This is a genomic window from Streptomyces sp. NPDC051662 (assembly GCF_040681655.1).
Classification (GTDB): domain Bacteria; phylum Actinomycetota; class Actinomycetes; order Streptomycetales; family Streptomycetaceae; genus Streptomyces.
Window position 1 is genome coordinate 453,374 of the sequence record NZ_JBFAZD010000003.1, and the last position, 21,415, is coordinate 474,788.

At 73.7% G+C, this 21,415-nt stretch carries 16 protein-coding genes; 15 read left to right on the forward strand and 1 reads right to left on the reverse strand.

Annotated features, from left to right (window positions below; all coding sequences use genetic code 11):
• The first annotated feature begins 130 nt into the window (after window positions 1–130).
• Both AB0M67_RS07405 and AB0M67_RS07410 read left to right on the forward strand, forming a co-directional pair.
• Window positions 131–967 carry an alpha/beta hydrolase gene (locus tag AB0M67_RS07405; RefSeq protein ID WP_365743597.1) on the forward strand — a complete coding sequence of 279 codons (837 nt, stop codon included), beginning with the start codon at window positions 131–133 and terminating at the stop codon, window positions 965–967.
• The gene (locus tag AB0M67_RS07410; RefSeq protein WP_365743599.1) at window positions 954–1,553 is read left to right on the forward strand and encodes a TetR-like C-terminal domain-containing protein; all 600 of its coding nucleotides are present in this window, start codon (window positions 954–956) and stop codon (window positions 1,551–1,553) included. The genes AB0M67_RS07405 and AB0M67_RS07410 overlap by 14 nt, the downstream gene beginning before the upstream one ends.
• Before the next feature lie 96 nt (window positions 1,554–1,649).
• Here the strand turns inward: AB0M67_RS07410 and AB0M67_RS07415 are convergent, their stop codons facing one another.
• The gene (locus AB0M67_RS07415) at window positions 1,650–2,903 is read right to left on the reverse strand and encodes a hypothetical protein (RefSeq protein ID WP_365743601.1); all 1,254 of its coding nucleotides are present in this window, start codon (window positions 2,901–2,903) and stop codon (window positions 1,650–1,652) included.
• Window positions 2,904–3,106: 203 nt separating this feature from the next.
• Between AB0M67_RS07415 and AB0M67_RS07420 the strand changes: the two genes are divergently transcribed.
• The 13 genes from AB0M67_RS07420 (at window position 3,107) to AB0M67_RS07480 (ending at window position 21,372) form a co-directional block, all read left to right on the forward strand.
• Window positions 3,107–4,093: an ABC transporter substrate-binding protein gene (locus AB0M67_RS07420; RefSeq protein WP_365743603.1), complete on the forward strand. Its 987-nt coding sequence runs from the start codon at window positions 3,107–3,109 to the stop codon at window positions 4,091–4,093.
• Window positions 4,090–5,166 (forward strand): iron ABC transporter permease, encoded by a 1,077-nt coding sequence (locus AB0M67_RS07425; protein ID WP_365743605.1) that lies wholly within the window; start codon window positions 4,090–4,092, stop codon window positions 5,164–5,166. Before AB0M67_RS07420 ends, AB0M67_RS07425 begins: the two co-directional genes overlap by 4 nt.
• A complete protein-coding gene (locus AB0M67_RS07430) occupies window positions 5,163–6,218 on the forward strand; it encodes an iron ABC transporter permease (protein ID WP_365743607.1) in 1,056 nt (351 codons plus the stop codon). Before AB0M67_RS07425 ends, AB0M67_RS07430 begins: the two co-directional genes overlap by 4 nt.
• 56 nt (window positions 6,219–6,274) lie before the next feature.
• Window positions 6,275–7,111 carry an ABC transporter ATP-binding protein gene (locus AB0M67_RS07435; protein ID WP_365743609.1) on the forward strand — a complete coding sequence of 279 codons (837 nt, stop codon included), beginning with the start codon at window positions 6,275–6,277 and terminating at the stop codon, window positions 7,109–7,111.
• A 64-nt stretch (window positions 7,112–7,175) separates the two neighbouring features.
• The gene (gene amiA / locus AB0M67_RS07440; protein ID WP_249949641.1) at window positions 7,176–7,310 is read left to right on the forward strand and encodes a streptamidine family RiPP; all 135 of its coding nucleotides are present in this window, start codon (window positions 7,176–7,178) and stop codon (window positions 7,308–7,310) included.
• A 117-nt stretch (window positions 7,311–7,427) separates the two neighbouring features.
• Window positions 7,428–8,345, forward strand: coding sequence for a hypothetical protein (locus AB0M67_RS07445; RefSeq protein WP_365743611.1), 918 nt, complete (start codon window positions 7,428–7,430; stop codon window positions 8,343–8,345).
• A complete protein-coding gene (locus tag AB0M67_RS07450; protein ID WP_365743613.1) occupies window positions 8,342–10,009 on the forward strand; it encodes a CocE/NonD family hydrolase in 1,668 nt (555 codons plus the stop codon). Before AB0M67_RS07445 ends, AB0M67_RS07450 begins: the two co-directional genes overlap by 4 nt.
• Window positions 10,010–10,023: 14 nt before the next feature.
• On the forward strand, window positions 10,024–11,391 hold the full coding sequence (locus tag AB0M67_RS07455) for a YcaO-like family protein (protein WP_365743615.1): 1,368 nt from the start codon (window positions 10,024–10,026) through the stop codon (window positions 11,389–11,391).
• 12 nt (window positions 11,392–11,403) lie between these two features.
• Entirely contained in the window at window positions 11,404–12,852 is a 1,449-nt protein-coding gene (locus AB0M67_RS07460) for a nitroreductase (RefSeq protein WP_365743617.1), read from the forward strand.
• The gene (locus tag AB0M67_RS07465) at window positions 12,849–14,591 is read left to right on the forward strand and encodes an ABC transporter ATP-binding protein (protein ID WP_365743619.1); all 1,743 of its coding nucleotides are present in this window, start codon (window positions 12,849–12,851) and stop codon (window positions 14,589–14,591) included. The genes AB0M67_RS07460 and AB0M67_RS07465 overlap by 4 nt, the downstream gene beginning before the upstream one ends.
• Window positions 14,588–16,417, forward strand: a complete 1,830-nt coding sequence (locus AB0M67_RS07470; protein ID WP_365743621.1) for an ABC transporter ATP-binding protein — start codon at window positions 14,588–14,590, stop codon at window positions 16,415–16,417. The genes AB0M67_RS07465 and AB0M67_RS07470 overlap by 4 nt, the downstream gene beginning before the upstream one ends.
• 179 nt (window positions 16,418–16,596) lie before the next feature.
• Window positions 16,597–20,406 (forward strand): CHAT domain-containing protein, encoded by a 3,810-nt coding sequence (locus AB0M67_RS07475; protein ID WP_365743623.1) that lies wholly within the window; start codon window positions 16,597–16,599, stop codon window positions 20,404–20,406.
• 225 nt (window positions 20,407–20,631) lie between these two features.
• A complete protein-coding gene (locus AB0M67_RS07480) occupies window positions 20,632–21,372 on the forward strand; it encodes an SDR family oxidoreductase (protein ID WP_365743625.1) in 741 nt (246 codons plus the stop codon).
• The last annotated feature ends 43 nt before the right edge of the window (window positions 21,373–21,415 follow it).

Genomic DNA, 21,415 nt, shown 5'->3' on the forward strand with positions numbered 1-21,415 from the left:
AAGCCGGTGCGGACGGTGCGGCGACCTGTCCTGTAGCCGACGGGCTCGTCGGCCGCCCACGCGCGCTTGCGCGAGATGGCTAATGGGGTTAGCTTATTGGCTACTGAACAGAACCAAGGGGGTTCGCATCATGGTTGAGACCGCATACTCCACCCAGTTCCTAGCCGTCGACGGCGGCCGGATCGCCTACGACGACACCCGAGGCGACGGGCCGCTGGTGGTCTGCCTGCCCGGGATGGGCGACAACCGCACCACGTACCGTTTCCTTGCCCCGGTCCTCGCCGAGCGCGGCTACCGGGTCGTCACCGCCGACCTGCGCGGCGCCGGCGAGTCCGACGCGACGTTCGCCGACTACTCCACCACCGCGGTCGCCGCCGATCTGCGCGCCCTGGTCCGGCAGCTGGACGCCGGGCCGGCCGTCGTGGTCGCCAACTCCTATTCCGCGGGAGCCGCCGTGATCGCGGCGGCCGACGAGGCATCGGCCTTCGCGGGCCTCGTCCTCACCGGCCCGTTCGTGCGCGATCCGAAGCAGCAGGGCGCCGTGGCCCGGCTGGCCATCGCGGTCGTCGGGCGCTTCCCGCGCGCGTGGACGGCCTTCTGGGGAACGCTGTTCGCCGGTGCGAAGCCGGACGACTTCGCCACGGCCCGCGCCCGGCTGCTCGGGCAGCTGCGCGAACCGGGGCGGATGGCCGCGCTGCGCGCCATGGCCGCCGGCGGGCACGACGCGAGCGAACGACGGCTGGGCGAACTCGCCGCCGGCGGGCCGCCGGTGCGGATCGTGATGGGCAGCAAGGACCCGGACTTCAAGCCGGACCCGCGTGCCGAGGCCGACTGGATCGCCGAACGGTCCGACGGGGACGTGGTGATGATCGACGGCTCGGGCCACTACCCGGCCGCCGAGGACCCACGGGCCACCGCCGACGCGGTGCTGCCCTTCCTGGCAGGGGTCGCCGGTGCCGCGCAGTAGGACGGGGGCGGGGAAGGCCGGGGGCAGGGCGGGGCTGAGCCCGGCCGCGGTGGTGGACGCGGCGCTGGCCGTGGTCGACGAACAGGGCCCGGCCGCGCTCACCCTCACCGCCGTCGCCGCCCGTACCGAAGTCGCCGTTCCCTCCCTCTACAAGCATGTCAAGGGGCTGCCGGAGCTGCGGTTGATGCTGGTGAAGCGGCTGTTCGGCGAGCTGGCCGAGCGATTGCGGGACGCGGCGCTGGGGCGCAGCGGCGACGACGCGGTCGCCGCCGTGCTGCACGCGTACCGCGACTACGCCCGCGCGCACCCCGAGCGCTACGCGCTGCTGCCGCAGGGCGCGGACCCGCAGACGAGCGAACTCGGCGCCGAGGTCGTGAAGGTGATCTTCGCCGCGCTGCGCGGCTACGGCCTGGCCGATGCCGACCTGGTACACGCCACCCGCTGTCTGCGTGCGGCGGCGCACGGCTTCGCCGCCCTGGAGACGGCCGGCGCCTTCGGCCTCCCGGACAGCGTCGACGCCTCCCACGACCACCTCGTCACCACGCTCATCTCGGGCCTCGCCACGGCCTTCCGTATCGGCGCCTGACGCGGCGCCACTCGGCGCGTTCGCGTACCCCGGGCTGATCGCCGACCGTCACCAGCGAGTCCGGAACGGTCCGCTGCGCGCCGGTGCGCGGGCGGTTCACCGGCCGACCGTGTCGGTGTGGGCTCCGTCGCCGGGGACGAGGAGGGCGAGGTGGCCTCCGTCGTCGAGCGGTGTCGGGACGGTGAGTGTGGTCAGTTGGACCCCTCGCTCCGCGTCGAAGAGATGGATCTCGCCGTGCCCGCCCCGGGAGACGGCGACGAGCGGGCCGCCCGGCGAGCCCGCGATCGCCCGGCGCTGGACGCCGTCCCACGGTGTACCGCCGCGACGAGGGGCCCCGGCCATCTCCGGCAGCGGGAGCCGTGCCGTGACATACGGACGCTCGCCGGGGCCGACCGGGGCGGCGAGCAGGACGAGTTCGTCGCCGTCGGGGTGGACACGGGCGTACGCGATATGGCCGGCGGTCACCGCCAGTCGGAAGACCAGGCCGGGGCCCAGGTCCAACCGGCCGGTGCTCTTCGTGTCGAGGTGATGCCACCAGGCGTCGTTGGTCCAGTCCGGCCACTGCCCGGGGTCGGCGGGCCCGCCCCTCACACAGGACCACAGGGTCCGCCGGACGGGATCGAGCCGCAGATAGAAACCCCGTCCGCCGGTCCGGCCGTCGGCCCGCCAGGGCAGTGGCGGCTCGGCGACGAGCCGGTCGCCTTCCCGTCGGGCGCTGTGTACGCCTGAGCCCGCCGCGGCGAACAGCCGGCCGGTGAGCGGATCCAGGGCGTCCCCGTGTCCGTCGTCGTCCGGGAGGGCGAGACGCTGAACGGCTTCGGCGGGTGGGCAGGCGGGGGCCGCGGCCATCAGGTCGCTGTGCCGGTGGACCGTCAGTTCGCCCGGTTCCCGATGACGCAGGACGACAAGCGGCTCCCGGCCGCCGAGGACGGTGACTCCCGGCTCGCCCGTGCGTGTGCGTACGCGCACGGCGCCGACGCGTCCGGGTGCGCCGAGGTCGACGGCCGTCAGCAGGTCGGACCATGCCTCCCCGTTGCGCCCGAGTCCGGTGGTGACGGCGAGATACCGCCCGGTCGGGTCGGCCGACAGGTGTTCGGCCGGCGTGGCGACCGGCACCGCGGTCTCCACCAAGGGCCGTCCCGCGTCGGGGCCGTAGGGATCGAGGACAAGCAACTCCCCGGCCCGGTCGTCGACGAACGCGGTCCGGTCGCCGCGCAGTGCGAGGAATCCGGCGTGCTCGGCGAGGTGCCGCCCGCTGATCGCCGTTCGTTCCGTGCCATCGGGAAGGTCCAACAGGGTTATCCGGCCGGCTACTTGGTCGGCGACCAGCAGGCGTGGGGGCAGGGGCATGGCGGTCTCCTGTGTCGGGGCGACTGGTACGAGGGCGGCTCGTGTGAGTGCGGCTGCTGTGGGGGCGGCGACCCGCGGGCGTGGTGGATAGCGGTTATTGGTAATGATTATCATGACGACGTCTTGGTCCGACATGGGGAGTACCGGGCCCCTGCCGAGACGCCTGCCATGCCCCGGGACGACAGAACTGAGGAACCAATCCCATGCCACGCACAGTGCTGAGAGCCCGCCGATGGGTCGCGACCGTCGTACTGGGGGGTCTGCTGGTCGGCTGCGGCTCCGGAGCCTCGGGCGACGACGACTCCGCGGGCAAGGCGGAGAAAGGTGACAACTCGCGCACGAGCGTCGAAGTGCGGCCCATCGAGGCCGCGACCAGGATCACCGACACCAAGGGCGTCACCGTCTCCCTGGCCAAGCCCCCGGAGAGGATCGTCTGCCTGGTGGCGCTCTGCGACGACATCCTCGCGGAGCTGGGCATGACCCCGGCCGCCACCAACTCCGGTTTGCTGGCGCACCCGAAGTTCCTGGGCAAGGAGAAGGCGGCGAGGATACCGGTCGTGCCGGGCGGCTTCCTGAGCCCCGAGGTCGAGGCGATCCTCTCGTACGAGCCGGACCTGGTGATCGGTCTGGAGGACACCCACGGCAAGCTCGCGCCCGCGCTGAAGGGCGCCACCACCTTCTGGCCGGTCCAGCCGGGCTCCTGGCAGGACAGCGTCGGCTACCTGCGGAACCTGGCCGCGCTGACCGGGCGCACCGAGGAGGGGGAGAAGGCGGAGCGGACCTTCCGTACCCACCTGGCCGAGGTGGAGAAGGACAAGAGCGACAAGACCGCCCTGATCATCTTCGGCAGCGACGAGAACTTCGGCGTCGCGACCCCGGAGACCGATGTCGCGGCCGGGCTCTTCCCGAAGTTCTCCCACTATCCGTGGAAGAGCCGCGGGGTGGACGGTACGTACAGCCTGGAGGAAATCCTCGCCCGCGACGTCGATGTGCTGTTTGTCGAGACTCTCTCGTTCGGTGCCCCCGACGGCAAGCTGTCCGACAAGCTCGCCAAGAACCCGCTCTGGTCGCGGATTCCCGCTGTCAAGAACGGAAAGGTCATCGAGGTCGACTCCGAGGCGTGGGCCAAGGGGCGCGGAACCCGCTCCCTGGGCCTGGTCCTCGACGAGGCGACGGCCGCGCTCCGGTGAGACGCCGGCCGGTCGCGCTCGTCTGTCTGCTGACGGTGGCCCTGGCGAGCGCCGGGTGTGCCCTGTGTCTGGGAACGCCGTATGTGGCACCGACCCGGATCGCCCAAGCGCTGGGAGGAGACGGTCCGGAGGGCGTCATCGTCGGCCAACTGCGGTTGCCGCGGCTGGTGCTGGCGGTGGTCGCCGGGGCTTGTCTGGGCGCCGCTGGGCTCGTGCTCCAGGAGGCGTTGCGCAATCCGCTCGCCGTCCCGGAGATGCTCGGCGTCTCCTCGGGCGCCGCGCTCGGTGTGGCGGCTCCGCTGGTGCTCGCCGTGTCCGTGCCGCTCGCCGTGGAGCCGTTCCTGGCGCTCGGCGGGGCGGCGCTCGGCGGGGTGCTGACGCTGGTCGCCGCCGGCCTCGGACGCACTCCCTCGGCGGTGCTGCTGACCGGAGCAGCCGTCGCGGCGGCACTCCAGGCGGGGCTGTTGGTGCTCATGGTGCTGGCCGACCAACTCGACCTCCAGCTCATCTACCGCTATCTGCTGGGCAGTCTGTCCGCCAGGACCTGGGACGACGTCACGGGGCTCTGGCCGTGGCTCGTCGTGGCGCTACCGGCGCTCGTGCTGTGCGCGCCGGTGCTCGGGGTGCTGCGCCTGGGGGACGACGACGCCCGCGCGCTGGGCGTACGGGTCGGACGTGCCAGGGTGGCCGCGCTGGCCATCGCCGTCGTACTGATCGCCCCGGTCGTGGCGGTCTGCGGACCGGTGGCCTGGGTCGGCTTCCTCGCGCCCCATCTGGCCGGACGGCTACGGCCGGACGGTGACGCGGCGCACCGCCTCGTCTGGTCCGCGGCCTGCGGCGCCGTCGTGGTGCTCTGCGCCGACCAGCCGGCGCGACTGGCCCTGGCTCCCGTCGAGACGCCGGTGGGCGCGTGGACCGCGCTGCTCGGGGTGCCCGTCGGGGTGGCCCTGCTGAAGACGGGGCGGCGACATCCCCGGACCGGGGGCCGCGCGGAACCCGTCGCGCGGTACGGGACGGAGGCCGATCCGGTACCGGACGCCCCGCCCGCGCTCATACGGAAGGCGGAACGATGAGTGCGGCACGGGCCGTCGCGGAGCCGGTCCACCGCGCGGTACGGACCGGGCCCGCCAGGATCACCGCCCTCGCGCTGCTCGTCGTCGTGGTCGGCTGCGCCGATCTCGTCGCCGGGCGCGCCGTCTCACTCGCCGATGTCCGGGACGTCCTGCTCGGCGGCGGTGACCCCATGGCCCGGCACATCGTGCTCCAGCTCAGGCTGCCCCGGCTGCTGGTGGCGCTGGTCGCGGGCGCGAGTCTCGGACTGGCCGGGCTCGTGCTCCAGTCGGCCCTGCGCAATCCGCTGGCCGGGCCCGAGGTCACCGGTGTCACCCCGGGCGCGGTGCTCGGCGCCGTGACCGCCACCGGGCTCGGCCTCGCCGGCTGGGAGTCTCCCGCGGCGGTGGTCGTGGCGGCGTGTCTCGGCGGCTTCGCAGGGGCGGGAGTGCTCTGGCTGCTCGCCGGACGGGAGAGGGGCGATCCGGAGCAGACCGCGGTGTACGGCGTACTCGTGTCGGCGGTGCTCGCCGGGTTCACCGCCATGGTGCTGCTGGTGGCGCCCGGGGAGCTGGGCAGTGTCGTCCAGTGGCTGATCGGCTCCACGGAGGGGCGGGTCTGGCAGCACTGGCAGCTGCTGTGGCCCTGGGCCCTGGTGTGGGCGGCGGTGGCCTGGCCGCTCGCCGGACCGCTGACACTGCTGCGCTGCGGCGACGAACAGGCTGCGGCGGTCGGGCTCGACACCCGCCGGGCCCGGGCAGCGGCCCTGGTGTGCGCGGTGGCGCTGACGGCCGGCGCCGTCTCCGCGGTGGGCGCGCTCGGGTTCGTCGGGCTACTGGTGCCGCATCTGGCGCTGGCGCTCTTCGGCGCCGAGCTGCGCGTCGCGCTCCCGGGCGCGGGGCTGCTCGGGGCGGTCGTGGTGTGCGGGGCCGACGCCGGCGCGCAGCTGCTGTCCCGGTGGCTGGCCTGGGCGCTCGACACGGACCGCCTCACGGTCCCGGTGGGCGCGCTGACCACATGTGTGGGCGCGGGGCTGCTGCTCATCGTGGCCCGCCGACATACGGATGAGCGATGAACGGCCGACGCGATTCCCCGCGAGGGACGCGTGGCGCGGGTGGGAGAGAGGGCGATATGACCACGGTGGATTCGGGTGCCGTACGGGCGGAGGGCCTCCGCTTCGGGTATCCGGAGTGCGACGTCCTGCGCGGTGTCGACCTGCGCATCGGGGCCGGCGAGCTGGTGGCCCTGATCGGGCTGAACGGCTGCGGCAAGAGCACCTTCCTGAAGCTGGCCGCCGGGCTGCTCGCCCCGAGCGGGGGCCGCGTACTGCTGGCGGGGGACGAGGTGTCCGGGCTGACCAGAAGGGCCGCCGCCCGCCGTGTCGCACTGCTGCATCAATCCGCCCCGGCCGTACCGGGGCTGACCGTACGCCAGTTGGTGCGGCAAGGGCGGTACGCCGCCCGGGGGCCGCTCGGCATGCTCCGGGACGGGGACGACGAGGTGAGTGCCCGGGCGCTCGCGGACGTCGGTGTCACCGCGTGGGCGGACCGCCGGGTGGACGCGCTGTCCGGGGGTGAGCGCCAACGCGTTCGGCTGGCGATGGCGTTGGCCCAGGACACCCGGGTGCTCTTTCTCGACGAGCCGACCACGTATCTGGATCTGCGGCACCAGCTGGAGGTGCTCCAGACGGTGGTGCGGCTGCGCGAGGAGCATGGGCTGACGGTGGTGATGGTGCTTCATGACCTCAACCACGCCGCCCGCTTCGCGGAGCGGATCGTGGCGTTGCGCGACGGCCGGGTGGCCGCCGACGGAACGCCGCGGGAGGTGGTCACGCCCCGACTGCTGGCCGAAGTACTGGGTGTCCAGGGCCGGGTGGAGCCGGATACCGAGGGCGGCTGGCCGGTCTGTTACCCAGATCACCCTGTCGAGCCTCGAAAACTATTGCGGAATGAAAATCATATTCATTAATGTCTGTGGCACGGCGCGAACGACAGCCGTAACCGTCAACCGAATCAGATGGAGGCATCAACTCATGGAGCGCGACAAGGTGTTCAGCCCGATCGCCGACCAGGGCCAGCTCGCCCACCTCTCCGCCACCCACTCGAACGCCCTCGTCGAGAACCCCTTCGACGACGCCGTCGAGGCCGACACCGCGGCTGAGAAGTAGAACGACTCCTGCCGGCAACAGCAGGCAGGCAGGACGCGCGACGGGCCCGCCCGGCTGTGATACGGGCGGGCCCGTCCCGTTCGTGGCCCTGACAACGACCACTATCCGGAGGTTTCCGTGCACCCCAGTCGACTCGCTCCCGGCACCGGGATCGTCAACGTCCCCGGCGGCGGACTGGCGCTCCGCACCGCGGACGGGGAGTTCCTGCGCATCGACACCGGTCGCGCCGACGGCGAGGCACTGACGCACCGGCTGGTCACGGGATCGGGATCGGGAGCGCGATCGGGATCGGGATCGGGATCGGGAGGGAAGGCTGCGGAGGCGCACGCGAACGACGAACTCGCCCCGCTCGTCAGGGCGTTCGAGGAGGCCGGCTACGCCGTTCCGGCGACCGCGGGCCCCCGGCCGGGCCCCCTGCGCGGACGCGCGGTGCTCCTCCTGGGCGACACGGATCTCACCGCGCCGCTCGCACGCTTCGCCGCCGCCGAGGGCGCCGAACCCCGGGCGGTGGAACCGAAGCGGGTGACCGAACTCGTGGAGGGCCACGCGCCCGACGACCCGACCGCGGTGGTCTGGTGCCTCGACTCGCCCGTTCCCGAAGGACTGTGGGACAAGGCCGACCGGCTGCCCGAAGTCCGCGTCGGCTGGCTGCGCTGCCACCGCGAGGGCGCCCACATGTGGATCGAACCGGTCGCCTCGGCCCCCGGGGACGTCACCTCCGCCCACGTACGCCTGCGCAGGCTCGCCGCGACCCCCGCACACCGCGAACTCGCCGCCTACTGGGCCGGCCACCGCACCCCCGACACCGGCCCGCACCCCACCGAGGCGTCCGCCGCGCTCATCGCCTCACTGCTCACCGCCGACCTCGTCGCCTGGGCGGCCGGAGAGCAGCATCGCGCCTCCGCGCTGCCCGCTCGCCGCAGACTGCGGCGGGTGGACCTGAGGGATCTGACGGTCACCGACCATCCCGTCCTGCCCGTTCCCCGGGTCGCCCCGCTGCCCGCCCCCGCCGAGCCGGTGGGCACCCGGCCATGACCGCCCGGACTCATCACGTCACCGCGCCTGACGGCGTCCGGCTGGCCACCGATCTGTGCCTGCCGCGATCATCCGGGCCGCACCCCACCGTGGTGATCAGGACCCCCTACGGCCGTACCGCCCACCGCGCCGAGCTGCACGGCTGGGCGGCGCACGGCTTCGCCGCCGTCGCCCAGGACGTACGGGGCCGGCATGGCTCGGAAGGGGAGTGGCATCCGTACCGGAGCCATGAGGAGGCGGACGGCGCGGCGACCATGTCCTGGGTGCGCGGCCACACGTGGAGCGACGGCAGGGTGGTCGCGGCGGGAGCCTCGTACGCCGCCTACTGCGCGCTCGTCACCGCCGTGGCCAATGACGGCGACGGTACGCCGGACGCCGTGATCGCCGCCGTGCCCGCCCTCGGCCTCGCCGAGACGGCCCGCGAGGCCACCGGACCCGAGCGGCTCCGGGCCCGGGCCGGATGGTGGGCGGCGCACGGCGACCGGCCCGACTCCGACCCCGACGCGCTGGAGACGGCCCTGGCCGGCGACCCCCGGCTGCTGGAACACCTCCCGGTCGTCGCACTGGGGGACCGGCTGGCGCGTGAACTCCCCTCATGGGCCCGGGTATGGGACGACTGCCGGCGCGGCAGGCTGGTCCTGTACGGGGCGACCGCCCGGCTGCCCCTCCTCGCGGTCGGCGGCACCCGCGACCCGTTCGCCGAGGACACCCTGGCGCTGTGGCGGGGCTGGGGCGGCCCGTCCCGACTTCTGCTCGGACCGTGGGGCCACCGTCTCACCGCCGGGGCGGCACCGGCCGCACGCGGCCGGATCAACCTCGGCGCGCTGTACGTACGGTGGTCGAAGGCGGCCCTCGCGGGCCGGCTGGAGCCCACTCGGCACGGCGTCATCGCGCTCGGTGACAGCGGCCGGTGGTACCGCGCACCAGGACCGGACGACGGGCGGTCTCCCGGAACGGCGGACGCGGTCCGGCGGCGGGTGCCGACGGGCACCGGCCGGCCGGGGACGGACCGCACAACGCCTCCGCCCAGGACAGCGCAACGTCCGCACGGCGAGGGAACGGAGCCGAGCGGGATCAGGGACGCGGCATCCATCCGGCCCACCGTCTGGGCCTTCGGTACCCCCACGGGCCTGCGGCTGCTGCACGGCGCGGAGTTCACCGCCGACCCGGCCCGGCCCGTGCGCTCCGACGATCTCGTAGTCCCGGTGGACGGTGACGACGCCGACCGCTGTGTGCTGCTCTCACCGCCGCTGCCCCGCCCGCTCGATCTGGCCGGGCACGCCGAGGCCAGAGTCAGAGGCGTCACCGACGGGCCGTGCGCCGACTGGGCGGTCCGGGTCACCGCTCTGGACCCCTCCGGCCACGCGGAACCACTCGCCTTCGGCATCGTCCGGCGCACCGACCCGCCGGGCGAAACCGCGGACATCACCGTGCCGCTCGGCACCCTGGGCCGCCGGCTCGACGCCGGGACCAGACTCCGGGTCGAGATCGCCGGACACCACTTCCCCGCCCACGCGCGCAATCCGCACACCGGCGAGAACCCGGTGACGGCCACCCGCCTCGCACCGTCCCGCAGAACCGTACTGACCGGGGGCGGCGCCCTCGTCCTGCCCGTCACCGCCCGACGTCACCACGTCGAGCCCGTACCGGAGATATGCCGTTGAGCAGCGTCCCGCCGTTGAACACCGTTCTGCCGATCGAAGCTCTTGTCGATCCCGTCTGCGGGCTGATCCGTGACGTGGCACCCGTCGAGCACCCGGACGGCGCGCCGCCGCGCTACATCGCCATGACCGCCAGCGTCGCGGACGCCCGCCGGCTCGGCGCCTGGCCGGCCGACCGGGTCTCGCTCGGCACCACGTTCGGCGACCCCGGCGGGGCCCGGATCGCCGCCATCGCCGAGGCCGTGGAGCGCTACTGCGGAAACCGCCTTCCGCCGCCGGGCCACCCGAAGGCGCCCCGGCGGGCCACCGCCGCCCAACTGGCGGCCGAGGGGCTGCGGCTGTACGGGCCGGGAGAACTGCCCTCGTACGCCTCCTGGCAGTACGCACGCCAGGGATTCCCGTACGCCGAACTCCGGCCGGGAACCCCCGCGCTGTGGACGCCGGGCACCGAGGACGGGCGGGAGTGCTGGGCGCCCGTGGCGCTGACCCATCTCAACTGGCGTCAGGGCGCGCTGCGTTCCCTCCCGCGTACCCATCACCTCAATTACGCGGGGATAGCCACCGGGCAGGGGTACGACGACGCCGTCGAGCGCGGTCTCCTCGAAGTCGTGGAGCGTGACGCCCTGGAGCTGTGGTGGCATCTCGACGGCCCCACCCGTGGCATCGACCCGGCGACCGTGCCCGGCCTCACCGAGGACCTGGCGGGCGCGGACCTGGTGGTCCACCTCGTCGAGATGCCCTCCGAGTTCGCCCCCTGCGTGGCGGCCCTGGTCCATGATCCCCGGCGGTCCCTCCACGCGGCTGGATTCGCCTGCCGCTACGACCCGGCGGAAGCGGCCCGCAAGGCGGTCCTGGAGGCCGTGCACACCTGGGTGTTCACCCAGGGCGCGGTGGACGCCGACGGCTGGGTGTTCCGGGCCGTGGAGGCCGGCATGCTCGCCCGCGGCCTCTACCTCGACCACCGGGCCGACCGGCGCTATCTCGACGACTGCGGAACGCAGTTCGCCGACGTACGCGACCTCGGCGCCCATGTGCAGGTCTGGCTGGACGACCGGATGGCCCCCCTGGCGCGCCGCTTCACCGAACCCGCCCTCGGCACCATCCCTGTCACCGAGGTCTCCCACGGCAGCCGGCGGGCGCTGGACGCCGCCCTCGCCGCCGGGGGACACCGCGTGATCACCTTCGACCTGACCACCGAGGACGTCGCCGAGACCTCCCTGCGCGTGGCCCGCGTCCTGGTCTCCGGCCTGATCCCCAACGCCCCCGCCGCCTTCGGCTACTTCGGCTGCCCCCGCTTCGCCGAGGCCGCGCTCGGCCGGGGCTGGCGGGCCCAACCACCGGCCGTGCCCGCGGACTTCACGCTCGCTCCGCCACCCCACATGTGAAGGCCCCCGTCCATGACCCGCACGTCCGTATCCGCCGCCGAACAGGCACAGAGGCATGCTCTCGCGCACGCCAGGTCCGCCCATGTGCCCGCGCGGGCGGCCCACGCACCGTACCGATCCTTCCCCTGGGCCGGTGAATCGTTCCCCCTCGGGCGGCCGGGCGGGCCGGAAAGCCCCGGGCGGTACGGCGGCCGCGGAAAGGCCTCCCCGGGCGGCGAACGGGTCGACCTGGACCGCCTGCTGCGGCTGTCGCTCGCGGTGCCGGTCGGCACGACGGGCCGACGTCGCCCCGTCCCCTCGGCGGGCGCCCTGCACCCGGTCCGGGTCCATCTGCTGCTCGGCGCGGGCTGCTCGCCGCCGCCCGGACGGTATGTCTACGATCCGCACGCCCACCGGGTCCACCGCCGCGGCCCGGCCCCGGCCGACGCGCAGCCGGGAGCGATCGCCGTACTCACGGTCACCGCCGGGAACACCGTCACCCACTACGGCCACCGCGCCTGGCCCCTGCTCCTTCTGGACGCCGGACACGCCGCCGCCGCGCTGGTACTGGCAGCGGAAGGAACCGATCCGACGGTCTGTCTGGACGCGGACGGTGCCACCCTCTCCGCAGCGGCCGGACTTCCGCGCGCGGGCGACTGGAAGACCCTCTGGCCCGGCACCGAACCCGAACAGCCGCTCGCCGCCGTCCGGTTCACCCTCCGGGAGACCGGCCACTCGGACGACCCGCTGTCCGCCTGGACCTCGCTCCCGCTCGCGGGCGCCCCCGTACCCCGGCCCGGCACCGAGGTCGTGCCGCCCGTCGCGCTCGCCGAGACCCGGTATCTGCTGGAGATCCTCGGCGCCGGTGAACAGACCGGGGCCACCTGGCACACCGCCCGGCGACCCGCGCCCGTCACGGACAGTGTGCTGCGGGAGCGCCGGAGCGCCGACCCGGCGGATCTCACGCGGCCTCCTCCCGAGGACCCGCTGGCCCGGATCCTCACCACGGCCGTCGCCGCGTGGCCGGGCGGACCGCCGTGGAGCGCGGCCGTCGGCGGCCCCGCGCCCGCGCTGCTCACCCTCGCCGCCCCGTACCCCTCGCGACCCACGTCTGCCGTACGACCCGCGCCGGCGCTGCGTGTCCTGGCCACGGGAGAGGCACGGCCCACCCTCGCCCACTGGGCCGCCGGACAGCGCTGGATCGCCGAAGCGGGCGCCGTACTGCTGGCCCACGGCTGTCCCTCCGACGCCCCCGCCGCCCGGGTCGGTCCCGACCACCTCGCCGCCGGATACGCCGCCGGAATGGCTCACGCCCACGCCGCGGCGGCAGGACTCCCGTCACGGCCCATCGGCTCCTGGCAACAGGCCGACCTCGGCGCCGCGCTCGGCGAGACCCCCGAACGCGACTGGATCGTGCACGGTCTCGCCCTCGGCGGCCCACCCGCCCCGACCTCTCCGTCCCGCGAGGAAGAACGCCCATGATGCTCCACCCGGAACTCCTGCGGGCCGCGCGCGGCGCGGCCCGGCCACTGGCGGTCGCGACCGCCCTGCTCGCCGTGGTCACGCTCACCCACCTCGCACAGGCCGTACTGCTCGCGGTCGTGCTCTCCCGGATCGCCCGGGGCGAACTGAGCGGACTCCCTCCGCTGCTCGGCGCGGTGTTCGCCGTCGTCCTGGCGCGCGCCGCGCTGGGCAGGACACAACGACTGACGGCGGTGCGGGCGGGAGCCGCCGTCCGGGTCCGGCTCCGCGACGAGCTGCTGAGACACCTCGGACAACTGGGGCCCACCGCGTTCACCGGCGCCCGGGCAGGAGCGGTCCGGGCGACCGTCGTCGACGGTGTGGAGGGCGTGGACGCCTATGTATCGCGCTATCTCCCGCAGTTGCTCATCACCTGTACCGTGCCACTCGCGCTGCTCGCTGTCGTCGCCCGGGTGGAGCCTGGCGCCGTTCCTGCCCTGGGGCCCGCCCTGCTGCTCGCGTTGTTCGGGCCGCGCGGGTGGGACCGGCTCCTGGCGCGTCGCGGCAAGGAACACTGGGACACCTACGAGGCCCTGGCGGCCGACTATCTGGAGGCGTCGCAGGGAATGGCGACGCTGCGTGCCACCGGAGCCGTGGGCCGCACCCGGGAACGGCTGGAGCGGCGTTCGGCGGCGCTGCACCGTGCCACCGTGGCCAAGCTGCGTGTCTCGCTGGTCGACACCGGTCTCACCGATCTGGCGGTCCAGGGCGGAACAGCGGCGGCGGTCCTGGTCGCGTGCGCCTCCGCGACCACCGGGCGCACCACCGACGTCGGAACGTACCTTCTGCTGATGCTGGCGTCGGAGTGCTTCCGCCCGGTCCGTGATCTCTCCCGCGAATGGCACGCGGGCTATCTCGGGGTCTCCGCGGCCGACGGCATCGCCGCGCTGCGCACCGCCGAGGGCGGGGTGGCCGACCGCGGCACGGCTTCCCCGGAGTGGGACACGGCCCCGGAAATCATCTTCCAGGATGTGAGCTTCACCCACCCGGGTGCGGATCTTCCCGCCCTGAGCGCGGTGACCTTCACCGCCGCCGCCGGACGCACCACGGCCATCGTGGGGCCTTCCGGAGCCGGGAAATCGACCCTCCTGAGCCTGCTGCTGCGTCACCGCGACCCCGACAGCGGCCACATCACCGTCGGCGGGACGGACACCACCGCGTACGCGCTCGACTCACTGCGCCGGGGCGTCGCGGTGGTGTCGCAGGAGACCTACCTGTTCCACAGCACCGTCGCGGACAACCTGCGCCTGGCCCGGCCCTCCGCGACGGACGCCGAACTGCGCGAGGCGGCACGCACGGCGGGCATCCACGACGAGATCGCCCGCCTGCCCGACGGTTATGCCACTCTCGTCGGCGAACGCGGTGCCACGCTCTCCGGCGGGCAGCGCCAACGCCTCGCGCTCGCCCGGGCGTTGCTCGCCGACGCACCGGTCCTGGTCCTCGACGAGGCGACCAGCGCGGTGGACGAACGCGGCGAGGCCCGGATCGTGCGGGAACTGCTGGCGGCGAGCCATGGGCGCACCTGCCTCGTCGTCGCCCACCGGCTCGACGCCGTACGCCACGCCGACCACATCGTCGTCCTCGACGCCGGCCGCGTCGAAGCGGCCGGCGATCACCCGAGCCTGCTGGCGGACGGTGGCGTGTACGCCACGCTCGTCGCCGCGGGCGACAGCGCCGCCCCGGAGGAGCAGGCCGCATGAAGCCGACCCAGCAGCGAACGGGCGAACCCCGCGAAGTCCCGGCCGGGAACGCCGAAGAGCGGCCGGGTGCCCTGCGCTCCCTGCTGCCCGTTCTCGGCGCGCACCGCGCCATGGTGGTGCGTACCTGTCTGGCCGCCCTGATCGACCAGGCCGCGCTGGCGGCTCTGGTCACCCTCGGCGCGTACGCCGTGGGTACGGCGGTGATCGAGCACCGTCCGCCGTCCGCCGCCACGGTCACCGCGCTCATCGTGCTCGTCCTGGTCAGAGGAGTGTCCACCTGGCGGGAGATGGACCTCTCGCACGACCTCGCCTACCGGGTCCTCGCCGAACTGCGGGTACGGATCTTCGACGGGCTGGCCCGCAGCGCGCCCGCCCGCATCGCGGGGCGCCGCAGCGGCGACCTCGCCGCGACCGCACTCGGGGACGTGGAGGCGCTGGAGTTCTTCTACGCCCACGCCGTCGCCCAACTCCTCGCCTCCGGAGTGGTCTTCGGTTCGGCCGCGGTGGTGCTCGGCACTCTCGAACCCTGGCTGCTCGCCGCCGTACTGCCGGTCGCGCTGCTGCTCGTCTGGGCGCCCGTCCTGGACGGACGTGGCCGCGCCGCGCGAGGGGCCCGCACCCGGGCCGCGCTGGCCGAACTCTCCGCGGAGACGGTCGAGACCGTCGACGGCCTGCGTGAACTGCTGATGGCCGGGGCCCTGAACCGCAGACGGGCCCGGCTGCGTTCCCACGGTCGCCGGCTGGCCAGGGAACAGCGGGCCGAGCAGTCCTGGGAAGCCGGCGCGGGGGCCGTCCGCGATCTGCTGATCGTCGGCGCGCTGATCGGTGTGGTCGGCGCGACGGCGCACGCGGTCGCCGAAGGCCGGCTCGGCGGAGCCTGGGCCCCGGCCGCGATGGCCCTGGCCCTGGGGGCCCTGGCACCGGTCGCCGACTCCGCGGCATCGCTGGGCCAGGCGGGCAGCCTGCGTGCCGCGGCCGTCCGGGTCCGTGCGGTACTCCACGTACCGGCAGGCGCACCGGAACCGGCGACTGCCCGCCCCCTGCCGGCCGGACCGCTCGGGGTACGGCTGCGCGGCGTCCGGTTCGGTTACGGTGCCGAGGCCGTTCTCGACGGTCTTGACCTGACGGTCCGGCCGGGGGAGACCGTGGCTCTCGTCGGAGCGTCGGGCGCGGGCAAGACGACCTGCGCACACCTGCTGGCCCGCTACTGGGACCCCGAGGAGGGGTGTGTCGAGTTGGTGCCGGAAGCCGGTGCCGAACCCGCCGACCTGAGGGATCTGCCCGAACGGGACTTGCGAGCCGCGATCGCCGTCGTCGGACAGGAGGCCCCGCTCTTCCACGGCACGCTCGCCGAGAATCTGCTTCTCGCAGCCCCCGACGCCACCCCCGAGCGACTGCGTACCGTGATCCGTGTCTGCGGCGTCGATTCCATCGTCGACGCCCTCCCCGAGGGGCTCGGCACGGCGGTCGGCGAACGGGGGGCCACCCTTTCAGGCGGCCAGCGGGCCCGGGTGACCCTGGCCAGAGCGCTGTTGAGCGACCCTCGGGTGCTGGTACTCGACGAGACCACGGCACATCTCGACCACCGGGGCGACGCGGAACTCGCCGGGGCCCTCGCCCGGGTCTCCGCCGACCGCACGACGCTCGTGATCGCCCACCGCCCCGCCACCGTCCGCAGGGCGGACCGTATCGCGGTGCTTTCGGAAGGACGGATCGTGGAGGAGGGAACCTGGGACGAACTGACGCTGTCGGGCGGCGCGTTCGCGCGCTTGTTCTCCCGCGATCCGGCTCACGGATGGGTGGTCACCTCGAAGCCCGCGCCATAGACGTCGGCGGAGTCGGTGGCGTCACGGGCACGGAGGTCGGCTCCCGTCGGCGGGCCGGGATCTCCGGATCGTTCGGATAGGGGACAACTGCCCCCGTATAGTGGTTGGTTCGCATTGCCGGGAACCATCGAAATCCTCGGCGATACGGGGACGGGGCAGGTGCGACGACGGGGGAGTCGATGGCCGGCGAGGCTGGACGGGACGCCGCCGACGGAAGGGTGGCGGAGCTGTGGAAGGAGGCGACCGATGTCGTTCTCCAGGCGCGGCGACTGCTGGGCGACACGGGGGTTTCGAGCCCCGCCGACGAGGAGTTGAGGTCGGCGATCGACCGACTGGCCGCTTTCGAGGTCGAGTTGGCGGAGAACCGAGAGGATTTCTCCCTCGTCTTCGTGCACCTGGGCATCCTGCTCGGCGGGTGGTGTCTGAACAGACGCCAGAGCGCGTCGTTCGATTCCGAGCAGCGGGCGGAGGCGCTACGGCGCCTGCGGTGGGCGGACCGTAACGGGCCGCTCACCGATCTGCTCGTGGTGGAGGCCCGCATGATGCTGCTCTTCCTGCTCGCGCCCTGGGTCGTGCCCCGCTCCGACGGCACCCCCACGGCTCTTCTGGGCGCACTGCTCGCCGCGGCCGACGCACGGGTGGTGACGGAGACGTTGCGTCAGGACCTCACCGAGGCCAAGGAGGTGGTCGACCGTCTCGCCGAGGCCCAGCTCGACCAGGAGTTCCACCAGCGGACGGCGAACATCAAACGGGACATCGAGCAGATGCTCGTCCCTGGGGCTTCGACGACGGGAACGGCCGTACCCGACCGTGCTGAGAACCACGATGAACCCCATGAACCCCATGAACCCGATACGTCCCACGCATCCCATGCGTCCCATGGCGTCCAAGCCCCCGAGAACGCTCTGCTCGATGCCGTTCGCGGCCTGGTGGCCCTGGCCGGCTCGCGCAGCACGCCGCAGTTCACCCGCGTACTCGTCTGGCTGGTTGTCACGTTGGAGTCCAGGTCCGACGGCGACTCGCCCGACGAACTGGGACTGGACCCGGAAGCCGAACTCCTGCTGCGCCAGGCGGCTGCCGGCAAGGGAGGGGGCGCCGATGGTGTCCGCCGCGCCGCCGACCTGGCACTGAGCGCCCTCCGCGCGTTGCGGCCGGACGCACCCGAGCGGGGCCGGGTCGCCAGGCTCCACGCCTACCTTCTGGTCGCGTTGCACTCCCTGGCGCCGGGACCGGTCGACTTCACCACTGTGGAGCGGCCCACGCCGGAACGGGACGGCGACGGCCGCGACCGCTTCGAGGACTGGCCGATCGGCCTCACCGTGGACCCGGGTCTGATCCCCCATCTCAACGGCCAAGGGCGGGACCTCGTCGCCCATATCGGCATTCGCGAGCGGCGCCTGGCGGCCGGCTTCGATCGGCTGTTGGCCAACTGGACCGGTGATCTGGGCTATCTGGAGGACGCCGCCGCCCTGCTGAGGGAGGTGGTCGACGCGGCCCCCGCCGGCTCCTGGTGGGCCCTGGCCCTGCAAGCGGATCTGTGCGAGATCCTGGAAAGGGCCGCCGCGCTCGGAGGCAGCTTCCACGACGCCGATGTCTCCCTGGTCACCCTGCGGCGCCTGCGCGCGGCCCTGGAACGCGATGGCTCGGTGCCACCCGACGCGCCGTTCGTCTTCAGTCTCGCGCTCTCCGCCGCCGATCGCGAGCTGGACCACGCGGAGCGCACCGAAGACCACGAAGCGCTGCCAGGTCTGAGCGAAGAGCTCCGCGGCCGGTACGCCGCCCTGCCGCCGGAGAGCAGTTGGCGCGAGGAGTTGGCGGAACGGTTGAGCCGGCTCGACGAACTGAGCGCGCACGCACGGCAATCCACCGGGCTGGGGCTCGCGGCGGCCAGGACGGGGGAGTACACCCCTGAGCCGGCAGGCGCCGAGCCTTCGGACTCCGAGCCGGATGTGCCGCATCGCGCGATCGGCGAGTTGCGGCGGGACCTCGATGAACCGGAGATGTACCACGATCAGGAGTACGACCGGCGCGCCGCGCTCGGCCTGCGGCAACTCCTCGCCGTGATGCGCGGCGAGGAACCCCCGGCGCTGCTGGACGAGGCCATCACCGAGCTGACCCGGGCCCGCGCGCTGCTCGCCGAGGGGCGTGGCAGAGCGCACCGCGTGGATGTTCTGACCAAGCTCGCAGAGGCCCACATGAGGCGCGCCGCGCGGGGCGGCCCGCATGTGGGTGCGGACAGAAGAGCGTTCGTGGAGGTGACCCGCGAGGCGCTGGGCGAGCTGGCCGCCGACGTCCTGCTCCAGGCCGGTGCCGACCACGGGCTGTCGGCGAGCATCAGAGGTGCCGTACTGTCGCGTCGGCTGGCGTTCGTCGCCTTCCTCACCCAGCGGCCGGCCGACGCGGTGGCCGATCTGGAGAGGGGGCGAGCCCTGGTGCTTCAGGCCGCTGCCGCCTCCCGGGGCATCCCCGAGATCCTCGACGCCGTCGGCCACCCCGAACTTGCCCGGCAGTGGCGTGCTCAGGTTCCCAGCGATCTGCTCAGGCCCGAGGCCGACGACGTACCGCCGCCCTTGCCGGCCGAGGACACATCGCCGCCGCCGGCCGCGGGTTCGCCGATACCCAGCGGTCTGCGGCGCAAGGTGCTGACCGTGCTGGGCGCCCGCCTCGATGCTCAGGAAGGCCCGGGCATACGGCAGTTGGTGGGCGCGACGGATATGACCGGGTTGACCGCCGGCCTCGCTGCCACGGGCACCGACGCGTTGGTCTATCTGGTACCCGGCATGCCCCTCGCCGACGGTTCGTTCCCCGGCCGCGCGCTGATCCTGCGCCCGGGAGCCGGCCCGATCACACTTCCCCTGCCCGAGCTGATGGCCCCGGGCAGCGCGCCGCTGGAGCGGTACCTCGACGCCGCGGCGGAACGCTCCCGGGCGCTCGCCGACCCGGACGCGGACAGGTCGTGGCGTGCCACGTGCGAGGGACGCTGGCAGGACGCGCTGAACACGCTGTGCGAGTGGGCCTGGCGGGCGGTGATGGAACCGGTGCTCGCGGCCGTACGCCCGGGGCCGGCGGCCCCGTGGCCACTGGCCGGGCCACCGCGGATCGTGCTGGTGCCCTGCGGCCCGCTCGGCGTCGTACCGTGGCACGCGGCACGCGCCCCTGGTACCGGCGAGCACGGCCATCGGTACGCCTGCCAGGAGGCCGTCCTCAGCTACGCCCCGTCCGGCGCCCAGTTCCTGGCCGCGGCCGTCCGGCGCCGGATGCCTCCCGCCGCCGGACGGCAGGTCCTCGTCGCCGACCCGGAACTGACCCTGCCGTGGGCCGAGGTGGAGACAACCGCCCTGCGTACCGCCTGCTACCCCGAGGCGCTCCGGTACGGCGAGTTCCTCACCACCGGCGAGGCACGGGACGCCGCGGGCACGCCCGAGGAGTTGCTCGCCGTCCTGCCCGGCGGTGTGTCGCCGGCGTCGCTGGTTCACCTGTCCTGCCATGCCGTCGCCGCGCCACGCCCCACCGACTCCGCGCTCTGGCTGGCCTGCCCGCCCGGCGCTGGCCGGCGCGCCGGGTGGCTCACCGTGGCCGGAATCCTGGACGGCGCCGCCGGGCGCCGACCGGACACGGCGGGCCCGCTGGTCGTGCTCAGCGCCTGCGAGACCGACCTGAGCACCCGCCATCACGACGAGGCGCTGACCCTCGCCACCGCACTGGTCACCGGCGGCGCCGCCGATGTCGTGGGGTCGCGCTGGGCGGTGCGCGACGGGCCGACCTCCGTGATGATGGCGGTCTTCCACCATCACCTCACCGCCCGCGGGCTGGCCCCGCCCGATGCCCTGCGCGCCGCCCAGTTGTGGATGCTCGACCCGCACCGCGAGTTCCCGCCCACCCTCGACAGTCTGCTCCGCCGCCAGGCCACCCGCCCCGACCTCCACCACCCGCACCACTGGGCCGCCTTCACCCACCAGGGCAACCCGGCGGCTGCGACGGCGGGGTGAGGGGGCCGGTCGGAGTACGGTGCGGCGCCGGGCACCGGGTGCGACGGCGCCCGGTCCTCGGCGGGACGTTCCCCGAACCCCGGTCCGTCCGAGCTGTCCCGGATCCTCCGGGATCACCCCGTCGGCCTATCCGGTCACGGACGTCCGTACCTCCGGGCCCGCCCTGACAGTTATGCGAGGGACAGCCGACACCACGTCGTACGTCCCGTCTCCCAGGAGCCTCCCATGACCGCAGAACTCGCCGGATCCACCGCTCTTGTCACCGGCGCCACCGCCGGCATCGGCCGGGTCGTCGCCCTTCGCCTGGCAGCCTTGGGGGCCTCGGTCGTCGTCCACGGGAGGGACGAGCGGCGCGGTGCCGAGACCGTCGGCGAGATCGCCGCCGCAGGCGGGAACGCCCGGTTCGTCGCCGCGGATCTGAGCAAGCCTGAGGACGTGCTGCGTCTTGCCGCCGAAGCAGGCGAGGTGGACGTACTGATCAACAACGCCGGCGTCTACCGGTTCGCCGGCACACCGGACACCACAGCCGAGATGTTCGACACGCATATGGCTGTCAACGCGCGTGCGCCGATGCTCCTGGTAGGCGCGCTCGCACCGGCGATGGCCACACGGGGACGCGGCGTCATCGTGAGCCTCAGTACGCTGGCGGCCACCACGCCGCTCCGGCGCGCGGCGGCCTATGGAGCGTCCAAAGCCGCGCTCGAACTGCTCACGCGCGTGTGGGCCGACGAGTTCGGTGCCCAGGGTGTCCGTGTGAATGCCGTGGCACCCGGCGCTGTCCATACCCCCGGGACGAAGGAGATGGGGGACGAGGCGATTGAGGCGATTGGGCGGACCGCGGTACTGGGGCGGGTGGCAGAGCCCGAAGAGATCGCGGAGGCGGTTCTGTTCCTTGTCTCCTCCCGCGCCAGCTACATCACCGGCACGGTCCTTGAGGCTCTCGGCGGGAAGCTCGCGATCGGCTGACACTCGGGGAGAGGCGCTGCTGCTGGTCGACGCCGCGCGCCTG